The following is an 18,870-nucleotide window of genomic DNA, read 5'->3' as shown; positions in this document are numbered from 1 at the left end:
TGCGTTCTTGGGGGAATGTTCGGCTGGGTGGTTGGACCGTTACACTGTACCACCGTTGATATTCAATTGGCACCACGAACGGAATTGCAACCAATGAACCCAAGCCGCCCTATCCCGCGCACTTTGGTCCCGCGAACTTTGGCTTTCCTGAAAAGCCCGGCGTTTTATTCGACGCTCTCGCTCGCTTGGCTTTCTCTCATCTTGTCCGCCCAACCCGTCTCGGCTGACACCACTACCACCCAGGAAGGCAACGTGACGCAAGCGAGCCCCCAACCAGCCCCCACCGCAAACGCATCTGACGCCGAGGCATCGGTCGTCACATCGGATCAATCGTCCGGCAGCCCGCAAAAAGTCCGCTCCGTTGAGGGAATCACCGAATACGTCCTCGACAACGGCGTCAAAATCCTGCTGTTTCCCGACGAAAGCAAGGAAGTCGTCACCGTGAACATGACGGTCTTCGTCGGTTCGCGCCACGAAGGGTATGGCGAAGCCGGCATGGCTCACCTGCTTGAACACATGCTGTTCAAGGGCACGCCGACACATCCTGAGGTCCCCAAGGCGTTGACCGAGCGTGGTGCTCGATTCAACGGAACCACGTGGATGGACCGCACGAACTACTACGAAACGTTGCCCGCCAGCGAAGACAACCTGGAATTCGCGGTCAAACTGGAAGCCGATCGTCTGGTCAACAGCTACATCAAGGGCGAAGACCTGGCCAGCGAAATGACGGTCGTCCGCAACGAATTCGAACGCGGCGAGAACTCACCGACCCGGGTTTTGATGCAGCGAATGGAGTCGGCCGCCTACGATTGGCACAACTACGGCAAGTCCACGATCGGCAACCGCAGCGACATCGAACGAGTGCCAGTCGTCAAACTGCGCCAGTTCTATCGCAAGTTTTATCGTCCCGACAACGTGATGGTGATCGTCGCCGGCAACTTTGATTCCGATCACGCTTTGGAAACGATCAACAACGCCTTCGGGTCTTTGTCCGTTCCGAAGACGCCTATCAACGAAACCTACACCGTTGAACCAGCCAAAGACGGCGAACGAACCGTGGTGCTTCGCCGAGTCGGTGACATTCAAGTCGCCGGAGCCGCGTATCACATTCCCGCCGGAAGCCACCCAGACTACGCCGCGATCAAAGCGTTGGTGAATATCCTGGGCGACGAACCAAGCGGTCGACTTTACAGCCAAATGGTGCAAACCGAAATCGCCAGCTCGGCCTACGCGATGGCTTTCGGATTCCGCGAGCCCGGCCTGTTGATCGCGATGGCGGAAATTCCGATGGAGCAATCTTTGGAAGTCGGACGTGCCAAGCTGATCGACATTTTGGAAACCGATTGGGACAAAACCCCGATCACCGAAGCCGAGGTCGAACGAGCCAAATCGCAAATCCTGAAGCAACGTGAGCTCGCATCCGTCGACACCGACCGGATCGCCGTCACGCTCAGCGATTGGGCCGCCCAAGGTGATTGGCGTCTGTACTTCTTGTACCGCGACGCCGTCGAAGCCTTGACCGCCGAACAGGTCCGCGACGTTGCCAAGAAATACTTAACCCGCAACAACCGCACTGTCGGTCTGTTCATCCCCAGCGAAGAATCCGACCGGGTCACCATCCCCGAAGCTCCGGACTTGAACCAATTGCTGAAGGATTACAAGGGACGCGAAGCCGTTGCCGCGGGCGAGCGATTCGATCCCGATCCGTTGGCGATCGAACAACGTGTCACACGTGGTGAATTGGTTGGTGGCATCCAATACGCCGTCCTGCCAAAAAGAACGCGTGGCGGTTCCGTATCGATGATGCTGACGTTGCGTTTCGGCACCCCGGAAACCCTTAAGGACAAGATGGGCGCTGTCGAGCTGCTTGGCTTGTTGATGGCACGAGGCACCAAGGACCTCGACTACCAACAACTGCAAGACGAGTACACACGGCTTCGGGCCAACGTCTCGGTTTACACGTTGATGGGCCTGTTGCAGGTTCAAATCAAGACGAAACAGGAATCGCTTGATGAAGTGATCGCCTTGGTCGGCGACGTACTGAAGTCACCTCGTTTGGATGCCACCGAATTGGAAGTCATCCGGCGTCAAACCGTGACCAGCTTGCAAAAGAGCAAGGCAGAACCCAACGCGTTGGCACCTCGCCGAGTCAAAGAATTGCTCTCGCCGTATCCGAAATCGGACATCCGCTACGTCATGTCAATCGACGAAGAGATCGCGATGTACGAAGAGGCCACGATCGAGCAAATTCGCAACCTGCATGCTGACTACCTCGGCAACCAATCCGGCGAACTCGCGTTGGTCGGCAACTTTGATCCCGACCATGTCTTGGCCCTCGTCAAAGAGGAACTTCAAGGTTGGACCACCGATCAACCTTACGTCCGAATCGATCGTCCAGCTAACACGGACATCGCCGGTCAAACGGTCGAAATCGAAACGCCCGACAAGTCCAATGCCTTGCTCTACAGCGGACAACAATACGCGTTGTCCGACTTGGACGCTCAATACGCGTCGCTTGTCTTGGGCAACTCCGTTCTTGGCGGCGGATCGCTCAGCAGTCGGTTGGCTGACCGGGTGCGTCAACAAGAAGGTTTGTCTTACGGCGTTCGCAGCGGTTTGACCGCCCGTCCCAAAGACGAGCGAGTGGATTTGACGCTCTACGCGATCACCAACCCGGCAAACATCGACAAATTGATGCGGGTCATTCGCGAGGAAGTGGACCGGTTGATCGCCGACGGCATCACCGCCGACGAACTCGAAAAGGCGAAGCAATCTTACTTGCAAGCCGAACGAATTAGCCGCACCGGTGATTCCACCTTGGCGTCGCTGCTGTTGTCGTCAATGTTCACCGGTCGAACCTTGGAATCGGTGGCCACGCACGAAGAACAGATCCAAAATGCCTCAATTGACGATGTAAATGCGGCAATTCGCAAGTACATTGATCCAGATCGGCTGGTGATCGCGGTCGCCGGTGACTTCGCCAACAACCCTGCATCTGAGTCTGCATCCGACGACGCTTCGGCGGATAAGGACGCTCCGGCTCCAGATGAATCGGGCCAGGATGCTTCCGGCGAAGGTTCCTCCACTCGCGATTCAGCGGAATAGTTTAATGTCGATTCAGTGGTTCCCCGGACACATGCACAAAGCGCGGCTTGAAATGCAAGCCACGCTTCCGAAGGTCGATCTGGTCATCGAGGTTCTTGACGCGCGAGTGCCCTACTCGAGCGAAAACCCGATGATCGCCGAACTTCGCGGCGAAAAGCTGTGCTTGAAAGTGCTCGCCAAAGCGGACCTCGCCGACGAAGCGATGACCCAGCAATGGGTGGATCATTTCGAATCGGCGACTGCGACGCGGGCTTGTGCGGTTTCCACCAAAGACATCCCAACGATCCGCCGTATTAAATCGATCGTGCACCGTATGGTGGGCGATCGTAGCGGCCGGATGATCAACGCGATGATTGTCGGCATCCCCAATGTGGGCAAGTCAACCATCATCAACGTCCTGGCCGGTCGAACGATCGCCAAGACTGGCAACACTCCCGCAGTCACGCAACGACAACAACGCGTCAACATTGGCGACACGTTAACGTTGTTGGATACCCCCGGGATGATGTGGCCCAACGTGCACAACGCCAACAGCGGCTATCGGTTGGGTCTGATCGGCTCGATTAAAGATACCGCGATGGACTACACCGACGTCGCCTTTTTCGCCGCCCGTTTCTTCATCGAACATTACGCCCAGCGGATTGCCGATCGTTACGACTTGGACGAAGTGCCTGAACAGGAGCTGGAATTCATCGAAGCGATTGGTCGTCGACGCGGATGCCTTGGCAAGAACAATCGAGTGGATATCGATCGAGCTTCCCGCATCCTGGTCAATGATTTTCGTACAGGAGGTCTCGGGGAATTGTCGCTGGAAACTCCCAAGACGATGAGCCGCGAAGTCATCCTAACGAAAGCCGCGATGGAGGAGGCGGCCGAAAAAGCGAAAAAGCGTGACGAGAAACGCAAGAAGCAATTTCGCGCCAAACAACGTGCCCAACGCAAATCACGCGAGATGGGCTAGGCACTCGCAAGCCTCTTGATCGAGTCCTGATCCCATCTTGGTTTGGCGGTAGGCCGCAGTTCGGCTGCCCAGGCACAATTCCCGTGGGACAGGATTTTTGCCAAGATCCCACTACCCCAATGTCGAAATGCGTCCAAACACCAGCCCGTTGAATAGCGAACGCCGGCGGGTGTTGTTGATGGCCAGTTCCATGCGGGGCGGCGGCAGTGAGCATCAAGTTGCACTGCTGGCCGAGCACTTGCCGCGTGACCGCTTCGACGTGCATCTCTATCTGACCCATCGGGCCGGTGAACTGCTCGAACGAATTCCTGCCGATGTCGCAATCCACAGTCCACCGCCGACATCGCGGTCACTGACCAGTCACCTGCTCAATCGTTGGCCCGGACGAGTGCTACGGAACCAGGCTTCGTTTCTGAACGACCTGGTCCAACGTGAAAAGATCGATGTTGTTTACGACCGCGCCTTCCACAACACCTTGATCGCCGGTCACCCCAGCATCCGTGGCAGGTTCCGCCGAGTGTCCACCATCGTCAGCCCGCCCGACGTGGCTTTACCGATGGTGGAACACAGGTTTGTCGAACTGAAACGCCGCCGGTTGGCCGATGCTTATCAACGCAGTGACGCCGTGATCGCCGTCAGTTCCGCGGTCGCCGATTCAGCCGCTGATTACTACGGCCTCGATCGATGTCGAATTCATGTCGTTTTCAACCCCGTCGATATCGACGCATTGCAAGCACAATCGCACCTTCCTCACGCCGATCTTGATGACAAGACAGCGAATCAACCTTCCGATCCGGAATTCCTGCACCTGGTTTGTGTGGGACGCATGACCCCGGAAAAAGGCCAAGCCGATCTGATTGCGGCGGTCGGGCTGGCGGCAAAGGATTGGCCGGCCGACGTGCCAAAGCTGAAGATCCAGTTCATCGGCGACGGCCCCCAACGATCCGATTTGGAAGCCGCCGCGTCCGCCTTGGCCGGGCCAGACGGAACCATCGCTGGGCACCTGATCGAATTCGTTGGCGTCATTTCGCCAGCCACCTCCTCCATCGCGGCCGCCGACGGATTGGTCCTAACCTCTCATTTTGAAGGTATGCCGAACGTTGTTCTGGAAGCGTTCGCTTTGAATACACCGGTCATCGCGACCCAAGCGGGGGGCACCGTCGAGCTTCAGCCTGCTCCGGAACATCCCACCTGCTTTTGGGCCGACGTCGCCGATCCACCCTCATTGGCCGCCGCATTACTTCGTTTTTCCAGCGATCAAGCTGGCCGTAGTGCACGGGTCAACACTGCCCACCAGTGGGTTTGCGAGCACCACACGATTGACGCTGCGGTTCAGCAAATTGCCGCGATTCTAGGCGGATAAAGCGGATAACCGTTACACTCACTGGGGCCTCGCGGCTGCCCTGTCCAGCTACGCTAAATTGCCCAATTTTGTTGACACTGCTTTTTAACGCCAACTATACTTTCGGGTGCTAGTTGCCTGGCGTGCCTTTCGAGTGCATGACGCCTGGCGTGTACGCTTTCGCTCGCATGCGATTGGCACGCGGTTGAATAAGATGACACCAAGCTGAATACATCGCTCGTCCCCCTTCTCGTCCCTTCGGAATTCCTTTCCCATGAACTTACTCGGGAAATCATTCTCGGTTTTGATCCTGCTGCTCAGCGTCGTGTTTATGGTGCTGGCGTTAGCCGTCAACGCCTCACACCGCAACTGGCGAGATGTCGTGTTAGCCGACGACGGCCTCAAAGCCCAGATCGAAACCATCGCACGAACCAACAACGAACTGCGTGATTCACGGGCTCGGACCCAAGCATCGCTGGACCGCGAACAAGCGGCTCGCCGAACCGCCTTGGCCGCCCTGCAAACCCAGCTCGACCAGCTTGAATCGCAATTGCGTGAAAGCGAATCGACCGTTCAACAGCTGCAAGCCAAAAACACTGAGCTCGCTCAACTGGACCGCAGTCGAGCCGAAGAACTCGAAAAGCTGACCGCCGAAACGACTCGTCTGCGAGCATCGGTCCGTAAGGAACAACAAGACCGCGACACGCTGTTCACCGAAACACTGACGCTGACCGACCAAATGAACAGCCTTCGCGGCGTGGTTCAACTGCAACAAGATCGCAACGACCAACTGATGGCCCAGGTCACTCGGTACAAAGAAGTTGTCGACGCGGCCGGCTTGAACATGAACGACCCACTCGACGGTGCTCCACCGGAACGAAACGGCAACGTTTTGGTCATTAACCGCCCACGCAAGTTGGTGGAAGTTTCCATCGGTTACGACGACGGTTTGCGTGAAGGCCACTTCTTGGAAGTCACCCGTGGCGGTCGTTACGTGACTCGATTGCGAGTTCGCGAAACCGAACCCGACCGAGCCGTGGCTGAAATCCTACGAGACTACAGCGAAGGAACGATTCAGGAGGGCGACCGTGTCGACACCTCTATCGAATGAGCCCGGTGGACGTTCCACCAAACAACCACCTAGCGTTTTCACCGTGATGCTGTTGCTCGCGATGTTGTTCATGCTGATCGCAGTCATCGCGATGTACGTCGAACTAAGTCGTTGGGCACCGGACTACTACAAAACCAACACGGCACGCCCCACCGTCATGGTCCAGCCCATCAGCAACCATCACCTGGCCTAGTCCATTATTCGGACAAGAAACTGGCGTCGTGGACGAGGCAACAAGTCCATTCAACCAGAACCATCGAAAAGTACTCAACAGCCTGCCTTCCCGCAGGCTGTTTTTTTGTAGCTTGCCCCTATCGAAGTCCGAAACCCGCGAGAGTCCCCGTAGGCCGGATCAAGCCGCTTCGGCGCCGATCCGGCACCCATCCGGTAAAGCCCCGCCCCCCTCAAAACCGCCCGCGTCTCACCCCATAAAATAGGAATTCAAGAACGCCTGCCGTTCTTCCTTCGGGGTCTTCGCCAACTGCACCATGCCGTACAGACGCTGTTGATCACGGCGAATCTTCTCTTCCAGCCGTGACTCATCCTTCAACGTTTCCGGCAACTCATCAGTCAGCAGTTCAAAGCACTTCGGCGGCCGCGGCCCAGCCACCACACCCAGCCGATCCATCATCGCAATCGCCGTCTCCAGCCGATGATCGTGCGGGCTGACTCGTTGCAAGTGGCGGTTGATCCAGTCCATTCCAAACGCCTGACATCGATCGCCGTGTTCCTTCAGCGTGTGCATCAACGATGCATAAAAATTGGCATCGGGATTCGCCCAATTGATGAACTGCATCTGCGTCATCAAATCGGCCTGGTCATACAGCCACAAGCATCGACTCGGCTTTCCGTCGCGACCCGCCCGCCCGATCTCCTGGTAATACGACTCGATCGATCCCGGGGTCTCCGCATGCACGATCAAACGAATATCCTCCTTATCGATCCCCATCCCGAACGCCGGTGTCGCTAGAACCGTGTCCACGTTGCCGCTCATGAACTCGTTCTGCATCCGCCGCCGAGCCTTCCGAGACAAGTCGCCGTGGTACGTCACATGGTCGATTCCCCGACTGGTCAACTGCTCGCTGAATCGCAACAGCGTTTTGATCAATGAAAAGTAGACGATCATGCCACCCGGCTGGTCATGGTTCTCGCCCCACACCTCCGGATCTTTGATCGCATCGAGAATCTGTTCCAGCTTTTCATCTTCGTCCATGACCGGCTCGATATCGATCGACAAGTTTGGTCGCTCGATCCCTTCGTGGAACAATTCGATATCGTCCGCATCGATCCCCAACTGCTGGTAGATGTCCTGCCGACATTCGGCGGTCGCGGTCGCCGTCAAAGCGATCGTCGTTGGGTTCCCGATCGACTCCCGGATGTCGGCAATCCGAGAATAATCTGGGCGAAAATCATGCCCCCACTGGCTGACGCAGTGAGCCTCATCGACGGCCAGCAGACGAACATTCCGCTGGCGAAGCATGTCCGTGAACTCTGGTTTTCGAAACCGTTCCGGGGTCACGTACAGCAGTCGATACTTCCCGGCCGCCAGCTCGGCTTGGCGAGCAATCCGGGTGTCGCGATCCAAGGATGAATTGATCAGCGTCGCATCAATCCCTCGGCGAACCAACGCATCGACTTGGTCCTGCATCAACGCCACTAACGGCGACAGCACCAACGTGAGATCCGCCTTCGCGTCCTGGTCCGAACTCCCCGGCGCACCCGCTGGCTCCATCAAGGCGGGCACCTGAAAGCACAGCGACTTCCCGCCACCGGTTGGCATCACCACCATCGCGTGCTGTCCAGACGACACCCGCTCGATCACTGCCGCCTGGCATCCTCGAAACGAATCATATTGAAAATACTCACGCAGAGTTGCTAACGCGTCCAAACCCATATTCTCTCAATCACAACGGCAACGTTCCCAAACCGCCTCAATAAATCACTGACCGCCCCGATGGATCACTCCCACCTCGATTCAAACCCAGGTTCGAAATGGAGGTCATACGCGGACGAACGGGCACAGCTTCGGCAGGTTCCGGCGTGGCGCATAGCCCTGAACGGTCAATTCGAGAGCAAGAAATCTCGTCAAAACCGACAAATCCGCTGCCCCAGAAAAAAAATGGCGTGAACGTCCCCGAATCTGAAAGACTCCTCTTTAGCAAGACAAGATTGCCTGCTAAACTTCCCCCGTCGACACGAGAAATCGTGATTCGCACTACCCCGTGGTGTAATTGGCAACACAGCTGGTTTTGGTCCAGCCATTCTAGGTTCAAGTCCTAGCGGGGTAGCTGAGTCGCAAGACAGTCAAAAGCCGATTGAAGACAGCCTAGCTTTTTGCAGGGTTTTCCTCAATCGGCTTTTTTCGTGCCCTGATGTTTGATCGCACGTTTAGCTAGCCAGCGAAATCATCTGAACGATTACTCCTGGATACTTCAGAGCTCCCCGCTGGCTCGCATTCCAGAGCCTAACGGGTACTGATAGAACTCTCTTCGAGGTTCATAATTGACGACCTCCAAAGGCGAAAAACCCCAATTCGCGAATACGCCTCTTAGTCGGCCGACCAACGCAAACGCCATTCCCTAAGGACGACCGGAAGGGTGCGTTCTCGATCGTTGACTTGGAAGCGTCAATCGCCTGCTTCTCTGGTCGGAAACTCAACCACCCTTCTTTCATACCGGCACTCCCGGCACGATCGTCGCAACCGTTAAAGCCGCTGTTTCGGTAGTGCCGGGACAGTGAGTTCCATCGCTCAAGTTGTTGCAAGAATCCATTGGCACTGGATTGCGATGTAGCGTTTGTTGCCTTCGTCCCTGCTTTGGACAAGGCATGACAACTAAACATTGATCGCGGGGCACGTGATATGACATCTCAAATAAATGTATCTGGGTTCGTTTCGAACGAAGACCAGCTAGAGGTCCGTCCAGTTTCGGGGGAAGTCCCGAAATTCATGATCGGAATCGCCACTTTGTGGGCATGCATCCTAGGCGGTGCATTCTTTGCCTTGATCTCCTACGGCAACACGGCCGGACCATCGGAGTTGCCACCATCGAACGTCGCCAATGTGCAGGCTTCAAACGTTAGCTTGCCTTCGACCGGCAACCAATGGGAACTGGTGATGGCGGTGCATCCCAAATGCCCCTGCACGGTAGCTTCGGTCAACGAGTTGGGCCGCCTGTTGGATCAAGTTGGCGATAACGTGACTTGCCGGTTTTTGGTTTACCATCCGCTGGATACAGAACGAGACTGGATCGAAAGCAAGATGACTACAGACCTCGCCTTGATCCACAACGCCACAATCCAAGCCGACGAAGACGGCAAGCTAGCCAGCGAGTTAGGAATGCAAACTTCCGGCGCCGTCATACTGGTTGATCCGAGTGGCAAGACTCGCTTCCACGGTGGCATCACGGTTTCTCGCAACCACGAAGGCGACAACCTTGGCGTTCGATCCATTGCCATGCTCCTTCAAGGTCAGAATTCACCGATCCAATCGACTCCGGTCTTTGGCTGCCGTTTGTAATCAACCAGGCTAAAAGACATGCTAGAAAACAATATCGAAACGTCGAAGTCGCACCGTACCGCGGAACAACTTTTCGCCCAACTTCTACAGTCGCGGCAAGTCAGCGCCGATCGATCCCTCGCCGTAGTCTTTGTTTTGCAATGGATCTTCGCAATCGGCTGCGCGATCATCGTTTCGCCATACACCTGGGCCGGACCAGAGAAATTCGTTCATACCCATGTTTGGACGGCTATCGTCATCGGAGGACTGCTAACTGTATTCCCGGTGTTCTTGGCGTTCCGATTCCCCGGTCAACGCTTGACTCGAATGGTCATGGCTCTCGCTCAAGTTCAGTTTTCGGCATTGCTGATCCATTTGATGGGGGGACGACTCGAGGCGCACTTTCATATCTTTGGCTCACTCGCTTTTCTAGCGTTTTACAAGGATCCATGGGTCTATTTACCCGCTGTATCAGCGATCTCCGTCGATCACCTCGTTCGAAGTCTTTTCTGGCCCGAATCCGTGTTCGGCGTTCTCTCGCCATCACCGCTACGTGCCATCGAACACACCGGATGGGTCATCTTTGAAACCGTTTTTCTTATTTGGGGAGTCAACCAGAACCGGCGTTCACTTTGGGAACTTGCAAAGAACCAATTTACTCTTGTTCAAGAACGCGACTTATTGGAACAACGAGTTATCAGTCGCACGGCTGAAATCGAACAACAACGACAAATCCAGGATACGATTCTGCAACGCATTCCAGCGGCCGTTTACTGGCGTGACTTGGACGGCAGCTTGATGGGGTGCAACAAGATGTTCAGCGACTTCTTTGGGCTAAAAGAACCTGAAGATGCCATTGGCAAACGGATGAATGACATTATTGACTCAAGCGATCGAACTCCGAATCGACTTTCAAGTTTTTGTGATTCGCCGGATGAGAACGTGGAACTGGTCAACGTCGAAGAAACACTGCGTGATTTATCGGGCGAGCGCAGAGTCGTGTTATCGGGGGCCACCTCACTTCGTGACCAAGACCAAAATTGCTTTGGCACGCTGGGTAGCTTCCTCGATATCACCGAACTGAAACACGCTGAGTCACGGATGAAGTCATTCGCGACGCTCATTCAAGAATCGCCCCAGCAACTGTATATCTTCGACGCCGAAACATTGCGACTGGTGGAAGCGAACCAAGGATTTCTAAATAGCATCGGCTGGGAGTCGGACGATCTAAACGCTTCGACACCGCAGGATTTCCTTCATGACCTCACCAACCAAGATCTGCGCAAACAGATTTCCAACGCGATGTCTTTCGCGAGCGAACGTTGCAGTCTAGATTTATCGCACGAGCGCAAAGATGGAACGGTGTTTCCTGTTCAGGTCGACATCCATCGCTCGACGTTTGAAGACCGGCCTGTATACGTTGCTTTTTGCACTGACCTTAGCCAGCCGCAAGCGATGGCACGCCAACTGGCACAGTCGCAAAAGTTTGAATCCATGGGCCAACTCGCCGCAGGCATCGCTCATGAAATCAACACACCGATGCAGTGCATCAGTGGAAACGTTGAGTTCTTAACGATGGGCTACCAACGAATCTTCCGGTACATCGACGGACTACTCGAACTGCTGAAGCACCCAGCGCCGACTGAACTTGATCTTCAATCTGAACTGAAGGCACTGGCGAAGCAAAACCACTATGACGTTTTGCGAGTCCAAACACCTGATGCGATCGAGGAAACATCCCATGCCGCGATGAAGGTGGTTGAGATCGCTAAAGCGATGAAGTCTTTGGCATATCCAGGACAGCAGGATAGAAAGCTGACTGACTTAAACACTCTCATACATCAAGCGACGGTCATCAGCCGTAACCGTTACAAATATCTTGCCGACTTAAAGCTGAACCTATCACCCGACTTGCCCAAAATCCCTGCATTTGCCGCCGAATTAAGTCAGGTATTCGTCACCCTGATTGCCAACGCTGCAGACGCAATTGCGGATCGCAAAGTAAGCGTCCCGGATTGGTTAGGGAAGATTGAAATCACATCCATGCAAATTGGCAACGATATTGAAATTAGCTTCCGTGATAACGGGACGGGGGGCTCCACCGACATTCAGCCCACGCTATCCGAGCGACTCTACCAATCCGGTGAGTCCATCGATAATCCTGGCATCGGACACGCGCTGACACACAGTATCGTATCGACCAAACACAACGGCTCGATCCGAGTGGAAACCGAACCCGACGTCGGCACCACATTCACTGTGATCCTGCCTATCGACTCCAATCAGTCGGCTATTCACGCTTATGAAATGTCTCGACCGACCACAGTGGTCGCGCCCAAGATGATTCAGTCCGCTCCGTCACCGGCCTAAATCGTTCCCTGACTTCGGATTCCTGACATGAGCGCAGCCGTGGTAAACCATGGGCTCTCGTAGACTTGGATTTTCGCATGTCATTTGAAAACACCACACCACCAAATTAACAATGTCAGCGAATGAATACTCGTATCCTTCTGATCGACGATGACCAGGATTTGTTGAACACGTTCAAACGAATTCTCTCGTTTGAGTTCGATGTTGCAACTAGCACTTCTGGCACGGAAGCTCTGGAGCTGATTGAGAACACAAAACCTTTCTCGGTTGTGGTCGTTGACATGCGAATGCCAGGCATGAATGGCTTTCAATTCATTCAAGAAGCCATCAAGATCGCCCCGCAGTCCCAGTATCTGATGTTAACCGGTGACGAACTGTCGCTACCAGAACTGAATGCCGAGAACGCTGAACGACACATTCGCGTTCTAAGCAAACCTATCTCGATGAACGACCTAAAGTCCGCCATCAACGCCTGCGTCGAAACAATTGACCAGCGGAACAACGACGGCTCGTGTCAGACGTCATTCGCCGTCTAAATCGCTAATCCAGTAGTGGTTGTGGGAAGTCAGGCTCCATCGTTCGCTCATCGACGAATGCTTTCGCAAGCCGTTCAACAATCTCGGGATGAACGTCAGCAACATCCGCTGCTTCGCTAGGATCAGATGCGAGGTTGTAAAGCTCCCATGGTGCGGGCCGCTTGCTTTTAGTTCCCCTGCGTACGGCCTTCCATTCACCGTCGCGGATCGCAAAGATCCCTCCATAACCAGCAAACTCCCACAACAGCGGTCGCTCACGATCTGGCGTCTCTTGGCCGGTTAACTCGGGACTGAGGTCTACACCATCGCACCGTTGATGGGCGGGAGCCTTACCGCCACTGACCGTGGTGAACGTAGCGAACCAATCGGGGAAGTAAGACGGCATCGACGACGTAGAGCCCGGCTGCACCTTGCCTGGCCAACGCACGATACAGGGCACTCGCAAACCGCCTTCATAACAACTGCCCTTGTACCCTTTTAAATCGCCCGCGGAATCAAAAAACGTACATGCCGCACCACCGATGTGAAACCGAGAATCACGCCCACCATGCGTCGGCCCGTTGTCAGACGTAAAGACAACCAACGTGTTCTCCGACAGCCCATTGTCATCGAGCCGATCCAAAATAGTGCCGACATGTTCGTCCAAGTCCGAGATCATCGCCGCATACGCGGCACGCGGACGTGGATGCGGCAGGTAACCGTTCTCGCCACGATAGACACCGTTCACTTCGTCCCATGACGCCGGGTATCGGTCAATCCACTCCTGCGGCGGTTGCATCGAAACGTGCGGCTCGACAAACGGCAGATACAAGAAGAACGGGTTATCCTTATTCTCACCGAGCCAATCGACGGCCTCCGCAAGAATCCGATCCGGAGCATAAACCTCGCCGCGAAAGTCGTCTGCGATCACATCGCCCGCCGGTTGCTTCCGGTGGCCGGGTACTGGATTCTGATTGATTGATTCTTGTTCCTCGTCACTATCCAAAAACGGTGGATAGTAACTGTGGGCGTTGCGTTGGCAATTGTAACCAAAGAAGCGCTCGAATCCTTGCCGGTTCGGTCTGCCCGATGAGTCAGTCGGGCCGAGCCCCCACTTACCAAAACCACCCGTCGCGTAGCCGGCCGCTTTCAACACTTCCGCGATCGTGACGAGTTCGTCGGTGATCGGCCATTGCCCAGGAAATCTGCGTCCGTTCCCCGAATCTCGATTCCCCCGGATTTCGGCATGCCCGAGATGCTGGCCCGACATCAAAACACATCTCGCCGGTGCGCAACTGGCGCACCACTGTAGTGCTGCGTCAGCCGCATACCCTGGCTAGCAAGCCGGTCGAGGTTCGGCGTCATAATCTTCTGCTGCCCATAACAACCGAGCTCCCCATACCCCAAATCATCCGCCAAGATAAAAACGATATTGGGGCGTTGGTCCGACTCGGCATGGAGGCAACCAGCTACACCAAACACCAATAGTTGAAATGCCAACAAAGCGATTGCAATCATCTTCACTCGGCACGTAAAACACTTCGTCCATCCACGGCAAAAAGTGCGGATTGTGTTTTCTTGATGTAACAACTTAATCTGCCGTACTAACATTTATGATTCCTCAACTAACTTGATCGATACGGCAGAAAAAGACACACGTCGATACTCGACGTTGCCATTAAGATCACCGGCGTGTCTTACGATATTCGCGAGGAGTTAGTCCGGTGACCTGTTTGAACGCGCGATTGAATCTGGACAAGGAATCAAATCCAGAATCTCCGGCAATCGCAATGATCTGATCATCGGTCGAAAGCAGAAGCCGCTGTGCATGGGCGATACGATGTCGCGTAATGAAGTTCACGATTGTCGTACTAAACGTTTTCTTAAAGAGTGTCGCCGCGTAGTCGGGATGCAGATCCACTTCGGCTGCGATTTGAGGGATTGTCAATCGCTCCTTATAGCTACTGGAAATATGACAAGCCATTTGTTCGGCTTTATCCTGCGACTCCAATTGTATAAACGGTTGCGTCGTTGGATTCGGCGAAGCCTCGCTTAAGAAACTCGCCATGCGAAGCAACCTCGCTTGAATCTCCAGTGCAGCCGCTGGTGCCAATGCGCCTCCTTCAACATCTTGTATCCACTGTTCAAACATCAAACGCTCCCGTTCCGGTTCAACGGGCGCGACATCAACCACCATGTCCCAGTGCAAGATGCGTGAATGCAATGAACTGGGGATTCCCCACTTCAAAAACCATGCGAATGGAATCGTTGCAACGTAGTAAGGCGATTCGCTCTCAAACTCAACAATTTGATGAGGGACGGTGGCCCAAAAGACAGCAAGCTTTCTTGCTGGAACGGAAACACGTCGACCACCCATCAAATAGGTAAGTGACCCTTCAGGAAGGTAGTTCAGCTCAACCTCGTCGTGCTGATCTGCGCGCGGCATTGCTTGGGGTTCCCATGTCTCACATGAGAATCCATACGACGCAAATCGCGGACGTTCGTTGTTGAAATGCTTCATTTGATTTGGGCAAATGTCACCGGAGATGCGTTCCGCCACATAAGAATACGCCAAGTTTAGATCGGCATTGAGCTAGAATCGCTCAATTCCTTGATTCTAATGGCTATGTAATCAGATTGCGACACCTCTTTTCCCCACGCGGATGTCTCACCTACATGCCTAGCACGCTTGGAATCGTTTTCGGTAACCGTGATTTCTTCCCAGACCATTTGGTTACCGAAGCACGCAAGGATGTTTTAGCACTATGTCAAAAATTTGACATCAACGCGATCACGTTGTCGGCTGAACAAACCAAGTTAGGCGGCGTTGAAACGCATGCGGAAGCTCGCATGTGTGCAGACCTCTTTAAGCAGCACCGCGACGAGATTGATGGAGTATTGGTAGTGTTGCCAAACTTTGGTGACGAAAAAGGTGTTGCCGATACTCTTAAGCTAGCCAATCTAAATGTTCCAGTGTTGATACAGGCGTATCCGGACGAATTGGACAAGCTCGCTTCCAATACTCGTCGCGATGCGTTCTGTGGCAAAATTTCGGTATGCAATAACTTAGTCCAAGCGGGCATTCCATTTTCGTTGACTGATCAACATACCGTTCACCCAACGGCTGACTCTTTTCGCAAAGAGCTGGCAAAGTTCATACAGGTTTGTCGCGTTGTAAGAGGGCTATCAGGCGTACGTTTAGGCGCCGTTGGAGCTCGGCCCGGTGCGTTCAACACGGTTCGCTATAGCGAAAAGATTTTGGAACGAAATGGGATCAGCGTGACGACGGTCGACCTATCCGAATTTTTGGGAATCGCGAATCGCATGAATGGCGAAGAACCCGAAGTGAAGTCAAAGATCGAAGAGATCCAGGCCTACGCCGCTTCAACAGGCGTGCCGCGCGAAGCACTGCAACAGATGGCCAAACTCGGTGTCATTCTGTCGAACTGGATGCAGGAAAACGCACTCGATGCGACTGCGATTCAGTGTTGGACGTCCATGCAGCAAAACTTTGGCTGCAACGTCTGCACAATCATGAGCATGATGAGCGAAGGGTTCATGCCCAGTGCATGTGAAGTGGACGTGACCGGCGTGTTGAGCATGTACGCGATGCAGCTCGCCGGCGATTCCCCCAGTGCGTTGGTTGATTGGAACAACAACTACGCTGACGATCCCGATAAATGCGTGCTATTTCACTGCGGTAATTGGGCAAAATCTTTCCTGCACGACATCAAAATCTCGACTGCCCCGATCCTCGGCACGATCGTCGGTGATGAAAACACGTACGGTGCCCTCGACGGCCGAACCCCTTCCGGGCCCCTCACCTATGGCCGGCTGACCACCGACGACGTTAACGGCCGCATTCGTGCTTACGTCGGCGAAGGCCTCTTGACCGACGACGTTCTTGAAACCTTTGGCAATCGAGCGGTCGCAAAAGTTCCTGATCTGCAAGGCTTGCTGCGATACGTCTGCAAGAGCGGGTTTGAACATCACGTCGTGATGAACCAATCCCATACCGCGTCGGCACTTTCGGAAGCCTTGGGCAACTACATGGGCTGGGACGTCTACCATCACGGGGCCAACAAATGATCGATCTTTCCACCGAACAAATGCAGCTCAAGTCGTGGCAATATCGCCTCGATATTTTGAAGTACATCAAGCACGCCGGTGCGGGGCATACCGGCGGTAGCTTGTCGTGCGTCGACATTCTGAACGTGTTGTACAACCGCGTTCTGAATGTCTCGCCGCACAACTTCCGCGATCCGAATCGCGATCGATATGTGCAAAGCAAGGGGCACTCTGTCGAAGCCTTGTTTGTAGTGCTAGCTGACCAGGGATTCTTTGACGAATCGGAACTCGAAACCCTGTGCGGATACCAGTCGCATTTTGTCGGTCACCCGACGCGTCATGTTCCCGGTGTCGAACAGAACACCGGTGCGCTTGGTCACGGGTTGCCCATTTGCGTAGGAACGGCCATCGCCGGAAAATTGAGTCACGCTGATTTCCGAGTCTTTACGTTGTTGGGCGACGGTGAACTCGCCGAAGGTTCCAACTGGGAAGCCGCAATGTGCGCAGCCCATCACAAGCTCGACAACCTTACCGCAATTATTGACTACAACACGTTGCAGATATCGGGACGAACTCGCGACGTTTGCGACAACTCGCCGATTGACGAAAAGTTTGCAGCGTTCGGCTGGACAGTCCGTAGCGTGGACGGACACGACTTCGATGAACTAACCACGGCGTTAACGGACACGCCTACCGCGGGGCATCCGACCGTCGTGATCGCCAACACAGTCAAAGGCAAAGGCGTGAGCTTCATGGAAGATGTCGCCAAATGGCACCACGGTGTACCCAGTGACGCTGAATACACTCAAGCAATGACGGAAATCGAAAGCCACCTCCATACTCAAGGAGTTCTATCGTGAGTGCTCCTGCCCCCGGCATGTTCAGCGACGATGCGTTGGCGTTGTTAGAGCGATTGCAATTGAACAAAGGCAAAGCGAATCTCGAAGTCTTTGCTGAAACGGTTTTAGGTCTCGCTCGTCAAAATAGCGACGTCGTTGTCGTCACCAGCGATTCGCGTGGCTCGGGAAAGCTGGTTCCCTTTGCCAGCGAACTTCATCAGCAAATCGTGGAAGTCGGGATCGCGGAACAGAACCTTGTAGGCGTCGCCGCCGGGCTAGCCTCGGCTGGAAAAATTCCGTTTGCCGTGTCACCAGCTTGCTTTTTAACAGCCCGCTCGCTGGAGCAAATCAAAAACGACGTCTGCTATTCCGACAACCCCGTTAAGGTGATCGGAATCAGTTCCGGTGTCAGCTACGGAGCGCTCGGGACGACGCATCACTCGTTGCATGACTTGGCAGTCCTGCGAGCGATCAACAACATTGACATTGTCGTCCCCGCTGACAATTTCGAATCCGTAAAGGCGATCCGAGCCGCTGCCAACCAGTCCCGTCCGATCTACGTTCGCTTTGGTAAAGCTCCGATGCACGACTTACCTCGTACAAACGACGACTTTGCGATCGGCAAGGCGAGAGTCATACGCGAAGGCACCGACGTGTGCTTTATCGCAACGGGCGAAACGGTCATCCACGCGTTGTTGGCGGCCGAACGACTTCAAACCACGGGCATCTCCGCTCGCGTCATCAGCATGCATTGCATCAAACCGCTCGACGTCGACGCAGTGATCCAGGCTGCTCATGACTGCCAAACCATTGTGACGGTTGAAGAACACATGACCGCCGGCGGTCTCGGAGACGCTTGTGCGTCAGTCATTCTGGAAGCCGGCATCCAAGTCGGTTTCAAACAAGTGGGCATTCCTGACGAGTACACAGTCACCGGCAGCCAGTCGGATATTTTCCGGCACTATGGAATTTCCATGGAAGGGCTCACTGCCGTCGCGGAACGTTTGCTATCGAAGCTAAATCTTTCGGTGTCGAGTTAATCTGAACCTGGTGTGGAGAAAGG

13 protein-coding genes, 1 tRNA gene and 1 pseudogene are annotated in these 18,870 nt (G+C 54.6%); 12 read left to right on the top strand and 3 right to left on the bottom strand.

Going from position 1 to position 18,870, the window contains the following annotated elements; genetic code table 11:
• Nucleotides 1-93: 93 nt before the first annotated feature.
• From ACR3ZL_RS12025 to ACR3ZL_RS12005, 5 genes are all read left to right on the top strand, one after another.
• Entirely contained in the window at nt 94-3,105 is a 3,012-nt protein-coding gene (locus ACR3ZL_RS12025) for a M16 family metallopeptidase (RefSeq protein ID WP_473652905.1), read from the top strand.
• Between the two features lie 4 nt (nt 3,106-3,109).
• Entirely contained in the window at nt 3,110-4,066 is a 957-nt protein-coding gene (gene ylqF / locus ACR3ZL_RS12020) for a ribosome biogenesis GTPase YlqF (protein ID WP_473652906.1), read from the top strand.
• Between the two features lie 127 nt (nt 4,067-4,193).
• Nucleotides 4,194-5,429, top strand: coding sequence for a glycosyltransferase (locus ACR3ZL_RS12015; RefSeq protein ID WP_473652907.1), 1,236 nt, complete (start codon nt 4,194-4,196; stop codon nt 5,427-5,429).
• 310 nt (nt 5,430-5,739) lie between these two features.
• A complete protein-coding gene (locus ACR3ZL_RS12010; protein ID WP_473653571.1) occupies nt 5,740-6,519 on the top strand; it encodes an SPX domain-containing protein in 780 nt (259 codons plus the stop codon).
• Nucleotides 6,497-6,712, top strand: coding sequence for a hypothetical protein (locus tag ACR3ZL_RS12005; RefSeq protein WP_473652908.1), 216 nt, complete (start codon nt 6,497-6,499; stop codon nt 6,710-6,712). The genes ACR3ZL_RS12010 and ACR3ZL_RS12005 overlap by 23 nt, the downstream gene beginning before the upstream one ends.
• Before the next feature lie 228 nt (nt 6,713-6,940).
• Here ACR3ZL_RS12005 and ACR3ZL_RS12000 read toward each other — a convergent pair whose 3' ends face one another.
• Nucleotides 6,941-8,413, bottom strand: coding sequence for a RecQ family ATP-dependent DNA helicase (locus ACR3ZL_RS12000; protein ID WP_473652909.1), 1,473 nt, complete (start codon nt 8,411-8,413; stop codon nt 6,941-6,943).
• 322 nt (nt 8,414-8,735) lie between these two features.
• On the opposite strand from ACR3ZL_RS12000, the gene ACR3ZL_RS11995 reads away from it, so the two are divergent.
• The 4 genes from ACR3ZL_RS11995 (at nt 8,736) to ACR3ZL_RS11980 (ending at nt 12,921) form a co-directional block, all read left to right on the top strand.
• Nucleotides 8,736-8,807: transfer RNA gene (locus ACR3ZL_RS11995), tRNA-Gln, on the top strand.
• Nucleotides 8,808-9,379: 572 nt separating this feature from the next.
• A complete protein-coding gene (locus ACR3ZL_RS11990) occupies nt 9,380-10,036 on the top strand; it encodes a thioredoxin domain-containing protein (RefSeq protein ID WP_473652910.1) in 657 nt (218 codons plus the stop codon).
• Between the two features lie 18 nt (nt 10,037-10,054).
• Nucleotides 10,055-12,385 (top strand): PAS domain-containing sensor histidine kinase, encoded by a 2,331-nt coding sequence (locus ACR3ZL_RS11985; protein WP_486173486.1) that lies wholly within the window; start codon nt 10,055-10,057, stop codon nt 12,383-12,385.
• Nucleotides 12,386-12,507: 122 nt separating this feature from the next.
• Complete coding sequence (locus tag ACR3ZL_RS11980; protein WP_473652913.1) at nt 12,508-12,921, top strand: response regulator; 414 nt, start codon at nt 12,508-12,510, stop codon at nt 12,919-12,921.
• A 4-nt stretch (nt 12,922-12,925) separates the two neighbouring features.
• On the opposite strand, the pseudogene ACR3ZL_RS11975 reads toward ACR3ZL_RS11980, so the two are convergent.
• Both ACR3ZL_RS11975 and ACR3ZL_RS11970 read right to left on the bottom strand, forming a co-directional pair.
• Nucleotides 12,926-14,418 (bottom strand): annotated as a pseudogene (locus ACR3ZL_RS11975) (arylsulfatase).
• 166 nt (nt 14,419-14,584) lie between these two features.
• The gene (locus ACR3ZL_RS11970; RefSeq protein ID WP_486173485.1) at nt 14,585-15,346 is read right to left on the bottom strand and encodes a helix-turn-helix domain-containing protein; all 762 of its coding nucleotides are present in this window, start codon (nt 15,344-15,346) and stop codon (nt 14,585-14,587) included.
• Between the two features lie 230 nt (nt 15,347-15,576).
• On the opposite strand from ACR3ZL_RS11970, the gene ACR3ZL_RS11965 reads away from it, so the two are divergent.
• Genes ACR3ZL_RS11965 through ACR3ZL_RS11955 form a run of 3 tightly spaced genes read left to right on the top strand, consistent with a single transcriptional unit; the run spans nt 15,577 to nt 18,847 of the window.
• The gene (locus tag ACR3ZL_RS11965; RefSeq protein WP_473652915.1) at nt 15,577-16,989 is read left to right on the top strand and encodes an L-fucose/L-arabinose isomerase family protein; all 1,413 of its coding nucleotides are present in this window, start codon (nt 15,577-15,579) and stop codon (nt 16,987-16,989) included.
• Nucleotides 16,986-17,828: a transketolase gene (locus tag ACR3ZL_RS11960; protein ID WP_486173484.1), complete on the top strand. Its 843-nt coding sequence runs from the start codon at nt 16,986-16,988 to the stop codon at nt 17,826-17,828. The genes ACR3ZL_RS11965 and ACR3ZL_RS11960 overlap by 4 nt, the downstream gene beginning before the upstream one ends.
• On the top strand, nt 17,825-18,847 hold the full coding sequence (locus ACR3ZL_RS11955) for a transketolase family protein (protein WP_473652917.1): 1,023 nt from the start codon (nt 17,825-17,827) through the stop codon (nt 18,845-18,847). Before ACR3ZL_RS11960 ends, ACR3ZL_RS11955 begins: the two co-directional genes overlap by 4 nt.
• Nucleotides 18,848-18,870: the final 23 nt, after the last annotated feature.

The organism is Rhodopirellula sp. J20-39, assembly GCF_057365095.1.
This window is presented reverse-complemented; position numbering and strand designations above follow the sequence as displayed.